9 protein-coding genes, 1 other RNA gene and 1 pseudogene are annotated in these 9,807 nt (G+C 43.3%); 4 read left to right on the top strand and 7 right to left on the bottom strand.

Annotated elements, in window-relative coordinates; genetic code table 11:
• Positions 1-74: 74 nt before the first annotated feature.
• Both AOQ29_RS07305 and AOQ29_RS07310 read right to left on the bottom strand, forming a co-directional pair.
• Positions 75-587: a tRNA (cytidine(34)-2'-O)-methyltransferase gene (locus tag AOQ29_RS07305; RefSeq protein WP_061993823.1), complete on the bottom strand. Its 513-nt coding sequence runs from the start codon at positions 585-587 to the stop codon at positions 75-77.
• Positions 584-1,732: an AI-2E family transporter gene (locus AOQ29_RS07310; RefSeq protein WP_061993824.1), complete on the bottom strand. Its 1,149-nt coding sequence runs from the start codon at positions 1,730-1,732 to the stop codon at positions 584-586. Before AOQ29_RS07310 ends, AOQ29_RS07305 begins: the two co-directional genes overlap by 4 nt.
• 205 nt (positions 1,733-1,937) lie before the next feature.
• On the opposite strand from AOQ29_RS07310, the gene AOQ29_RS07315 reads away from it, so the two are divergent.
• Entirely contained in the window at positions 1,938-2,969 is a 1,032-nt protein-coding gene (locus tag AOQ29_RS07315) for a lactonase family protein (protein WP_061993825.1), read from the top strand.
• A gap of 98 nt (positions 2,970-3,067) precedes the next feature.
• On the opposite strand, the gene AOQ29_RS07320 is transcribed toward AOQ29_RS07315, so the two are convergent.
• From AOQ29_RS07320 to recU, 5 genes are all read right to left on the bottom strand, one after another.
• Positions 3,068-4,555 (bottom strand): ABC transporter substrate-binding protein/permease, encoded by a 1,488-nt coding sequence (locus AOQ29_RS07320; protein ID WP_061993826.1) that lies wholly within the window; start codon positions 4,553-4,555, stop codon positions 3,068-3,070.
• Between the two features lie 179 nt (positions 4,556-4,734).
• An RNA gene (gene rnpB / locus AOQ29_RS07325) (RNase P RNA component class B) lies at positions 4,735-5,103 on the bottom strand.
• Positions 5,104-5,161: 58 nt separating this feature from the next.
• Positions 5,162-5,551 carry a DivIVA domain-containing protein gene (locus AOQ29_RS07330; RefSeq protein WP_061993827.1) on the bottom strand — a complete coding sequence of 130 codons (390 nt, stop codon included), beginning with the start codon at positions 5,549-5,551 and terminating at the stop codon, positions 5,162-5,164.
• Between the two features lie 132 nt (positions 5,552-5,683).
• Positions 5,684-6,247: a DUF1273 domain-containing protein gene (locus AOQ29_RS07335; RefSeq protein ID WP_061993828.1), complete on the bottom strand. Its 564-nt coding sequence runs from the start codon at positions 6,245-6,247 to the stop codon at positions 5,684-5,686.
• A 49-nt stretch (positions 6,248-6,296) separates the two neighbouring features.
• Complete coding sequence (recU, locus tag AOQ29_RS07340) at positions 6,297-6,917, bottom strand: Holliday junction resolvase RecU (RefSeq protein WP_061993829.1); 621 nt, start codon at positions 6,915-6,917, stop codon at positions 6,297-6,299.
• A gap of 150 nt (positions 6,918-7,067) precedes the next feature.
• Between recU and AOQ29_RS07345 the strand changes: the two genes are divergently transcribed.
• From AOQ29_RS07345 to AOQ29_RS07355, 3 genes and pseudogenes are all read left to right on the top strand, one after another.
• Positions 7,068-8,102 (top strand): branched-chain amino acid aminotransferase, encoded by a 1,035-nt coding sequence (locus AOQ29_RS07345; RefSeq protein ID WP_061993830.1) that lies wholly within the window; start codon positions 7,068-7,070, stop codon positions 8,100-8,102.
• Positions 8,103-8,281: 179 nt separating this feature from the next.
• The gene (locus tag AOQ29_RS07350) at positions 8,282-8,953 is read left to right on the top strand and encodes a phosphatase PAP2 family protein (RefSeq protein WP_061993831.1); all 672 of its coding nucleotides are present in this window, start codon (positions 8,282-8,284) and stop codon (positions 8,951-8,953) included.
• Positions 8,946-9,807, top strand: a pseudogene (locus AOQ29_RS07355) (hypothetical protein); the annotation flags it as partial. The gene AOQ29_RS07350 and the pseudogene AOQ29_RS07355, both read left to right, overlap by 8 nt.

The following is a 9,807-nucleotide window of genomic DNA, read 5'->3' on the forward strand; positions in this document are numbered from 1 at the left end:
GTTGCCGATATCTCTATCAGACAACTATATTAGTATAGCAACTGACCGACGGAATTGCAAGCTATTTTTAGCAATTACTTTAATTTATCTTGTTCGTAGGTATGAATCTTGTCCAAGCCAGCAAAGTCCTGTTGGCGCAAGGCTTCAAACAAGACAACCGCAACCGTATTCGACAAGTTCAATGACCGAATATTCTTATCATTTTGCGGAATACGGATGGCTTTTTCAGGATTTTGGCGCATAAAGACTTCTGGCAAGCCCGTCGTTTCCTTACCAAAGAGGAAGTAGTTGTCCCCACCCTCGGCAGCATAGTCTGGGTCAGTATAATCCTGGTTCGCAAACTTAGAAACCAAGTACAAGCGGTCAGTATCAGACAACGTTGCTAAGAAATCTGGTAACGAGGCGTGAGTATGCAAATCAACATGGTCCCAGTAATCTAACCCGGCTCGTTTAACGGCCTTGTCTGAAATATCAAAACCAAGTGGTTCAATCAAATGTAGGACCGCGTTTGTTCCTGCCGTTGTCCGGGCAATATTTCCCGTATTAGCCGGCATGACCGGTTCAAACAATACAATATGATTCGTCATTCTTTGTCTCCTAATTCTTCTTTAAATAATGCTGAGTTGGTCCGCCACCAGGTATACAAATGAACGACCAAAACCTTTAAGACCGCATAGCCTGGAACCGCCAGAATAAAGCCGAGTAACCCAAATATTTGACCAGCTGCTAACAAAACAATAATAACGGTTACTGGATGAATTTCTAGGGCGTCACCCAAAATTTTAGGTGTAATCAGGTGCCCTTCTAATGGTTGTTCAATTACCAAAACCAAGGCTGCCAAGGCCGCCATCTTCGGTCCTCCAGTCACAAAGGCAACTGCAAAGACCGGCACCTGGGCCAAGAATGACCCTAAATATGGAATCAAATTCAAAACTCCAGCCAAAATGGCCAACAGAATTCCAGATGACAAACCAATTAGCGTATAGCCAATTGAGAACATGATGGCAACTGACGTTGCGACTCCAAGCTGACCACGAATATACTTAGAGATTTGACTAGAAAGCTCGGTTAATAGGTGACGCGTTGAAGGTCGAGCCTTTGGTGGCAACTTATCGATAATAAAGTTAGGCAAACGACTGCCATCAACCAAAAGGTAGTACAAGATAAAGGGTGTTGAGACCAAGACAACAGCGACTTCACTAATTTTAGCCGCAATTTGTCCTACCCCAAGTAGGCCATCACCTAAGTGGTTTTGAACCCAATCGATGGCGGTCTTATTAATTTGATCATTTGATGTTACCAAGGCATTCCGGAGTTGGTCGAAATCTTCCCCCCTCAGCGTTGATTTAATCCAATCTTGTCCCTCTTTCACGTAGTTTGGCCAGTGGTTCAAAAGAACTGCCACCTGGTCAGCTACAATCCGTGTTAAGAAAACCACGGCTAAGACTAGGATCAAAATAAAAGTCAGCAGTACAACTAGGACAACATAATTACGCTTCCAATGTAACAACCTTTCCAACTTGCCAACGAGCGGGTTCAACAGGTAGTAAAAGACCCCAGCGATTAAAATCGGTGCCCCAACAGCTGTAAAAAACGATTCAATTGGGCCAAAAATAAAGCGGACTTGGTACCCTAACCAAATTATCAACAAAATCAAAACCACGGCAACCAAGGTTTTAATACCTTTAGTTGATGTAATTCCAGGCTTTTTAACTTCCTTTTCCTGCGCCATAACGACTCCCTTACTCAATATTTGTAATACTTAATATTTTACCATAGCCCTTAGACAAAAGAACTGAATTAACAACTTCTCAGCCTTAGCCTAGTAAAAGAACCAAATCGAGTTTTGCTTTTTTCTAACTTCTTTAGCCATGATTATAGCCAAAATATGCTACAATAACTCTGATTACAAAACAGAAGAAGGAGTGATTCAAGACATGACAGTTCATCACGTATTATTTGGTACATACACCCGCCAAAGTTCAAAGGGTATTTATGAGGCTGATTTCAACGATGCGACTGGCCAATTGAGCGAGCCACGCCTAGTTTTCGAGGCTACTAACCCAACCTACTTGGCCATTTCAAAGGCTAACAAAGTCTATTCCGTTGAAAAGCGTGGCGATGAGGCCGGCGTATTGGCCCTTGATAACGCTACCCGCCCTATGACAGAACTCGGTATCAACTTAACGGAAGGTTCTGCCCCGGCTTACATCGGTATCGATGAAGACCGCCAATTTGTTTTTGCCGGTTACTATCACCGTGGTATGGTAGAAGTTTTCAAAATTGAAGGTGACGGATCTTTGACCCTACAAGATACTTGGTACAACCACGGTAAGGGTCCCCGTCCAGAACAAGATGCTGCCCATGTCCACTTCACAAACTTAACACCAGACAACCGCTTGGTCGTCGTTGATTTGGGAACTGATGAAGTCATCACTTTGGACCTCGATGACCAAGGAGCCATGACCGAAGTAGCCCGTTACCAAACGGAAGCCGGCTTTGGTCCCCGCCATATCCGCTTCTCACCCGACGGACAATATGCTTACCTCTTGGGTGAATTATCTTCACTTCTTTCCGTCCTTAAATACGATGCAGATACTGGATCATTCGCCCATATCATGACAATCTCAACGATTCCAACTGACTGGGACGACCACAATGGAGCAGCCGCTATCCGTGTTTCTAGTGACGGTCGCTTCATCTATACATCTAACCGGGGCCATGATTCCGTTTCAGTTTTCCAAACTTCTAACTTCGGTTCCGAAATCGAATTAATTCAAACCATCGACATTGAAGGTTCATTCCCTCGCGATATGAATTTCGACCCAGCAGAAAAATTCTTAGTTGTCGCTAACCAAAAGACCAATAACGTTTCTGTCTTTGCTCGCGATACCGAAACTGGTGAACTAGAACTTGTTCAAAAGGACTTCCCAATTCCGGAAAGTGTCCGTGTTACATTTGAAAATTAATTTTCACCATCAGCTGACAACAATAAGTTGTCAGCTTTTTTATTTTCCAACAAATAAAAACCGCCAACCTGTTCGGTTAGCGGCAAAATTACATTCAATTAACGAGCCATCTTTCGTTCGGCAAAGCCCAAAAGACGTGAAATCGTAAAGGTCAAAACGAAGTAGATTAATGAGGCAATTACAAGTGGCAAGAATGGTTCGAACGATGCCCCCTGGACAACCCCAGTTTCGTACATCAATTCGCCAACACCAATGACGGAGATAACTGAGCCTTCCTTAATAACGGAAACAAATTCATTTCCCAAGGCTGGCAAAATTGTCCGCACCGCTTGAGGCAAAATAACAAGACGCATGGTCTTACCATGAGGTAAGCCCAATGACCGGGCCGCTTCCATTTGTCCACTATCAACGGATTCGATTCCAGAACGAATAATTTCAGCCACATAGGCGGCCGAGTTCAAGCCCATTGCTAGGGCACCAGCCACAAAGGCCGAAAGATGCAAGCCAATCGCCTGCGTTCCGAAGAAGACCATAAAGGCCTGAACTAAGAGTGGTGTTCCACGGACATACTCAACATAGATATTACCGATTGCCCGCAAAACAAAGACAGAAGACAATTTCAGTAAGGCAAAGATCGTTCCCAAAGTAGTTCCAATCAAAACCCCGATCACGGCCAAAGCCAAAGTAATCCCGGTTCCCTCGACGAAGTAATGGCCGTACTTGTCCCAGTAAGATTGACTCTTATTGGCAAACATTTGCTTTTGCGCCTTTGATTTCCAAGAGTTAAATTCACCATTCGTTGTGATCTTATCAATCACGGAATTAATCTTAGCCACTAAGGCAGGTGAATTCTTTGGCACAGCAACAGCAGAAGCACCCGTTGAATCTTCAGAGAACTTTGGTGTGACCACCGCAAACTTTGAATTTTGCTCCGCATAGGCCTGGGCAATCGTCTTTTCAGCGACAACACCAGCAACAACGCCCTGCGATAGCTGTGAAATTAAGTTGGGATACTTTTGCAAAGCAACAACTTTGGCATTTGGAATCGTCTTAGCAGCAGCTTCTTGAACGGTTTGGGTTTGTGCCCCAATTTTTTTACCTGAAAATGATGATAAATCTCCACTCTTGTACTTGGCTTCATCAGTTTTCAAAACAATCATTGTCTGTGGTGATTTCAAGTAAACATGGGAGAAATCCACTTGACTTTCTCGTTCGGGAGTTGCTGAAAATCCAGAAGCAATCATGTCAATCTTGCCGGTTTTCAATGCACCAAGCAAGGCATCAAAGCCCATATCTTCAATCTTAAGCTTCACACCCAGCTTCTTTGCCACCGCTTGTGCTAGAGAAACATCGAAGCCAATAATTTGGTCCTTACCATTGATTTGTTGGTGGAATTCATAGGGGGCATAGTCGGCAGACAAGCCGACCGTCAAGGTCCCCTTTTTTTGAATTCGTGTTAGTGTCGGATCAGTTTGGTCTGCTGCAGCACTCGTTGCCAAAGAAAAAGCCGGCAGAGCAAGCAGTGGCAAAACTAAAGCCATTAAGGTTCCTAGAGTTAAAAGCTTCTGACTCATTTTTTTAAACATATCCAAAGTCCTTCGTAACGGTCATGCCGTTCAATTATTGCTTGATTTGGACGCCAAATGATTGGCATCGCCACGTGGTTAGTTACAAGAATACACCAACTAATCAATATATATTCCATTCTACCAATAAATGGACATAAAAAAAAGCCCACAACGAGTGTGAGCTCCCTAAAGTAAGTATCTGTAGGCCATGTTTTGTTCCAGTCCTCAACAGGGATTAAGGACCTTCAGTAATCATCTATCTAAGCGTTGCCGCCATACCGACCATCGTTTCAATTCACTAGGTCAGCCGCCCCTACCAAAGTTTGGGTTGCCCGCTTGTGGGGTTTACCTCGTCTCAAGTCCTAGACTTTCACCTAGGCATTCGTTTCTATGGCACTTTCAGACCTATTTTGACATAGCAAAGCCGTAGCCATTTCAGTCGCCGTTGTGACTTACGTCACCCCTGGGTTTATTTTTTATCCCAGCACAAACACTACACTCATCGCAGAGTGTGCGAGCATGGACCTTCCTCACATGAGAAATATCATGCGCAATTACTCGATACTTACTAGTGCTAACATTTAAATTAAAATAATTAACAGTAAGATTTTAACACATCTGACCTTAGTTCGCACTATTTTCTGAACCGAAAACAGCACGTTCCAAGTTAGCCACACGCTTAATCAAGTCCAAATTAGTTGGTAACTCAGCAGGTTCTGCTGGTGCAACAGGCTCTGGTTCAACAACAACCGGTGCTGGTTCAACTACTGGTTGGATGCGTGACATTTGTTGGCTTTGTTCGTGAGCCAATTCTTCTTGGGTTTGCTTAAGGGCTGATTGCAATTGACCAACCTGAGTTTGCAATTCTTCAATCCGCTTGGCAAAGACACCATAATCAGAAATGATGTCATCCAAAAAGCCGTCAACGTCGTTAGGGTCGTAACCCACACCAACTCGCTTTTCCTTAAAAACGCGGTTATAAATATCTTTTTGAGTATACTTTACTTGTGCCACAAGAATAACTCCTTTGAATTCCTTTGAATTAAACTAATACTAACAGGAACGTCTACCAATATCAAGTAAAGATAGACACCTTAGTAACATCAGTGTAATTGGTCAAGATTAAATTGATGTTAAGCATTTTTTTTAATCTAAATCTTCATTTAAGGCTTCTTGGTAATCGCTAGCGAACTCTTGTAAATCATCCATGGTGACAATTTGTAATGGGTATGGCCGCTGGGTTCGAAAATCCTCAATGGCTTGATAATCATACTGAGCCTTACCCGGATAGTCTACGTCATAAACCATTACAGCCCCATCACTATGATTCAATAGGAAGTCCTGGTATTGACGTAATTGGTGGGGACTCTGGTAGTCTTCTTTGTGGACATCAGCATAAAAATCAACCTTGGTCTTCAAGTCGGCTAACTTTGCCTGACTGGATTCCTTCCATTGTGACCCAAAATGGCCAAAGGGCAAGAATAACGCTACGTGTAATTCTGGGTAGTCCTGCTTTAATTCTAAAGCAACTTCAACAGTCCAAGTTTCAACACCCAACTGTCCACCCGTCAAAACCCACTCCAAGCCTTGGTCAATCTGTTCCATCAGTGTTTTTTTAATCGCATATTTTAATACCTGGACCTTGGGATCTGTATCTTTAAAAACCCCCAGTTCATAAGTTCGATAGCCCGTGATCCAAATTCGACTCATCTATCCTTCCTCCTTTAGTCAACTCAGGCTACCAGTGATGGCTTCCTCATCATTTCCGATTCAAATCAAGCAAATACTGGTCCACGGCATGCAAATAGTCCAAATTGGGGTTTAATTTGGCGGGAACTTGGTAGCCAGTCTCGACAATTTCTTGATAGGTCAAAGACCGGTGTCCCTCCAAATCTTGCCAGCGGCGAACCAACTCGGGAGCTGGATAGAGATAGGTTTCATCCAGGGCCGTAAACTGAACCAAGACAAAGCCCACCCCTCCTTGAGCCACGATTTCTGCTAAGTGGCGGATTTGATGCTCATGGAAATTTTTCATTGGAAAAGTGGTTTTATTTTTCGTTTCCTTAGCGTCAAAATCAATATACCGGCCTTGGTAGATACCATTATAATCAGTTGTGGAAGGCTTTTGAAAGTAGGCTTCCGTAATTTTAGCCGCTGACCGGGCCGGGTAATCGACGTTCACAATCGTGACCGGGGTTGGCTTTTTATAAATCACGGCTAAATGATTGCTGAGATAATACTCGTTTGCTTCATTAATTGCGTCTTCAAGACCCATCCCCCGCCGACCAAAGATCATCCCCCGTTGGGTTGTCTTGCCCTTACGAACATTGTTATTGATTGGGCCCGTTTGTCCCGTGACCCCTTTGGGATAATTAACCATCGCACTTCCTCGAGAATAATTGTTATGTTTCTTTATTTTAACACAGCCCCAATTCTTTCATTTTGATGAAAAGTGAATAATAACACTTGACTTTTTCTCATTTTATTCTAATATATAGATTAACCTATTAGTGAAAGAAGGAAATATTTTATGTCGAAAACAAAAGCGAGCGATCTCGATTTCAATAACTTGGATTTTTCTTACCATGATCTTCCTTATCGGTACCGAGCTGAATACCATGATGGTCAATGGCAACCGGGTGAACTCACAACGGACTCAACTCTCCAATTAAGTGAATCAGCTGTTGCTCTTCACTATGGTCAAGAAGTCTTTGAAGGATTGAAGGCCTACCGTCGTAAGGACGGCGGTGTTAACATCTTCCGTCCTGACCGTAATGCCCATCGAATGCATAACTCAGCCGAACGTTTGATGATGGCCGGCTTCCCCGAAGATGAATTCGTGAAGGCTGTTAAGGAAGTAGTTAAGGCTAACCAAGAATTTATTCCTCCTTACGAATCTGGTGGATCATTGTACTTACGTCCTTTGTTGCTTTCAACATCACCTGAAATTGGTGTACACCCTGGACACGACTTCTTGTTTACTGTCTTTGCCATGCCTGTTGGTGCCTATTACCCAGGTGGTTTGACACCAACAGCCTTTGTGACATCAGAATATGACCGTGCCGCTCATGGTGGAACTGGTCAAGCTAAGGTTGGTGGAAACTACGCCGCCTCAATGCTTCCTGGTGATAACGCCCACAAGGCCGGTTTCTCAGATGTTGTCTACCTTGACCCTCGCGAACATGAGTATATTGAAGAACTTGGTTCAGCAAACTTCTTTGGAATTACCAAGGATGGTCAATTCAAGACCCCTAAGTCTCCTTCAATTTTGCCTTCTGTCACTAAATATTCACTATTGGCCTTGGCCGAAGAACTCGGGATGAACCCAGTTGAAGAAGCCATTTCAATTCATGACTTGGATCAATTTGCCGAAGCTGGTGCCATGGGTACCGCAGCGGTCATTTCTCCAGTCGGATCAATCACTAATGATGGTAAGAAGCATGTCTTCTTCTCAGAAACTGAAGTTGGTCCTAAGACTCAAGCCTTGTACGACCGTTTGATTGCCATCCAATATGGCGATGAAAAGGGTCCTGAAGGTTGGGTTCAAGACGTACCTTTGAAGTAATTTCCTTTAACACCTATGCCTAGCATGGGTGTTTTTTATTGTCCAGGAAGAGACCTTGATTCCGACAGTAGCAGTACTTAAAGTCAATTCTTAAAAAAATTAATTTTTGCCTTAGTTTTCCTTGGTTGTTTAGAACAAACCCGTTTTATAAAATAAATATATTATCGGAGGATCCTTTCATGAAAACGAAAAAATTAACTTATAGCTACTATTTATTGATCCTATTCCTTTTTTTGACTGCTAACGTGGTCTTCCATACTGCTGCTCTCAAAATCGTTGACAAGGGGGCCCATCACTTTGTTAAACACTTACATAGCCATGATTTAACCAGCTTTTTTAAGGTTATTGCTCATTTAGGCAGTCCCGCAGTCGCAATCGGACTATCAGTAGTCTTGGCCTTATATCTCTTTTTTATTCGTCGGCAAACCTTTTCAGCCATCTACCTGGCTGGTATCCAGCTTTCCGGGTCAGCGATTGCTGAAATCGTCAAATTATTAGTGCGTCGCCCGCGACCAACTTACAAACTTGTCCCAGACACAGGCTATAGTTTTCCCAGTGGTCATACCTTCACCACCGCTATTCTTGTTTTCTCTTTGCTCTTTTTACTATCAAATCAAGCCACGACTAGCCGCCGTATCATCGCTTATGTCTTGGCTTGGACCTGGATTTTCCTAGTTGCATTTTCACGAGTCTACCTAGGGGACCACTTTACATCAGATGTCTTAGCAAGTGTGCTATTGGCCAGTGCCTATTGGCTGTTGATGACAGCAATGCAAAATAAATTATTGGACTACTACCTCAGATTCATCCCCAACCACGGTCTAATTAGTCAGGAAGCCCCTCATGATTAAAAAAGCCCATCCATCCCTTTTAGCCTTGATACTGATCATTTCCCTGGGCATCGGCATCACTGGTAACATGACCAGCAAAACAGCCACTGTCATTATTGCGGCGGTCATCCTCTTAGTTAGTTTTTCGCAGTTACTAGCACGGCAAGTTAACCGTCTATCTCGCCCTTGGCTTCGTGCAATTGTCGGTGGTATCTTACTCGCCATGGTAATCGGTCAAATTTATGTTCTGACCGCCATGCCGGACACTATCTACCACGACCCATACCGGATTTTATCTCAAGCTGACCAACTCGCTGCTGGTCATTTGACTTGGGATACAACTTACTTTTGGCGGTATCCTAACAATGTTACTTTGGCCTATTTCTTGTCCTTGTGGCTCCGACTGACCAACCTTCTCGCCCTTTCGAGTAATGTTGCCATTCATATTCTTTCATTAAGCATCCTGGATACATTCATCGTCTTGACGCTGAAAACAGTTTGGCAAGTAAACAAACGGAACTCGGCCCTATTAGGTTCATTAGCCTTTTTAGCACTCACACCCTTTGCTTACACCTACTATTTACAAATTTTTTATTCTGATTTGCTTTCGATGCTGGTTCTCTTAATTATTATCAGAACTTTGCTATTTTGGAACGCTGAAAAATCTAGCCCCAAATCAATCAAAGGGACCATCCTCGTTTTGACTACGACTTTTGGAATGTTAATCAAACCAAACATAATCGTGATTGTACCCAGTCTTTGCTTGCTCCTAGTCGTCTTGTGGCGCAAAAAGCTTCTCAAGCAAACTAAGCTCCTCTTGCCCTTAGTCCTGATTGTCGTTGGTGTCGGTTTAGCCAAGCCTGTCACCCTAGCCA

The sequence above is a fragment of the Fructobacillus ficulneus genome (assembly GCF_001047075.2).
Taxonomy (GTDB): domain Bacteria; phylum Bacillota; class Bacilli; order Lactobacillales; family Lactobacillaceae; genus Fructobacillus; species Fructobacillus ficulneus.

Excerpts from the sequence above, each read along its gene's own strand:
- AOQ29_RS07305 (WP_061993823.1), bottom strand. The coding sequence starts at position 587 with ATGACGAATCATATTGTATTGTTTGAACCGGTCATGCCGGCTAATACG.
- AOQ29_RS07310 (WP_061993824.1), bottom strand. The coding sequence starts at position 1,732 with ATGGCGCAGGAAAAGGAAGTTAAAAAGCCTGGAATTACATCAACTAAA.
- AOQ29_RS07315 (WP_061993825.1), top strand. The coding sequence starts at position 1,938 with ATGACAGTTCATCACGTATTATTTGGTACATACACCCGCCAAAGTTCA.
- AOQ29_RS07320 (WP_061993826.1), bottom strand. The coding sequence starts at position 4,555 with ATGTTTAAAAAAATGAGTCAGAAGCTTTTAACTCTAGGAACCTTAATG.
- AOQ29_RS07335 (WP_061993828.1), bottom strand. The coding sequence starts at position 6,247 with ATGAGTCGAATTTGGATCACGGGCTATCGAACTTATGAACTGGGGGTT.
- recU (WP_061993829.1), bottom strand. The coding sequence starts at position 6,917 with ATGGTTAATTATCCCAAAGGGGTCACGGGACAAACGGGCCCAATCAAT.
- AOQ29_RS07345 (WP_061993830.1), top strand. The coding sequence starts at position 7,068 with ATGTCGAAAACAAAAGCGAGCGATCTCGATTTCAATAACTTGGATTTT.
- AOQ29_RS07350 (WP_061993831.1), top strand. The coding sequence starts at position 8,282 with ATGAAAACGAAAAAATTAACTTATAGCTACTATTTATTGATCCTATTC.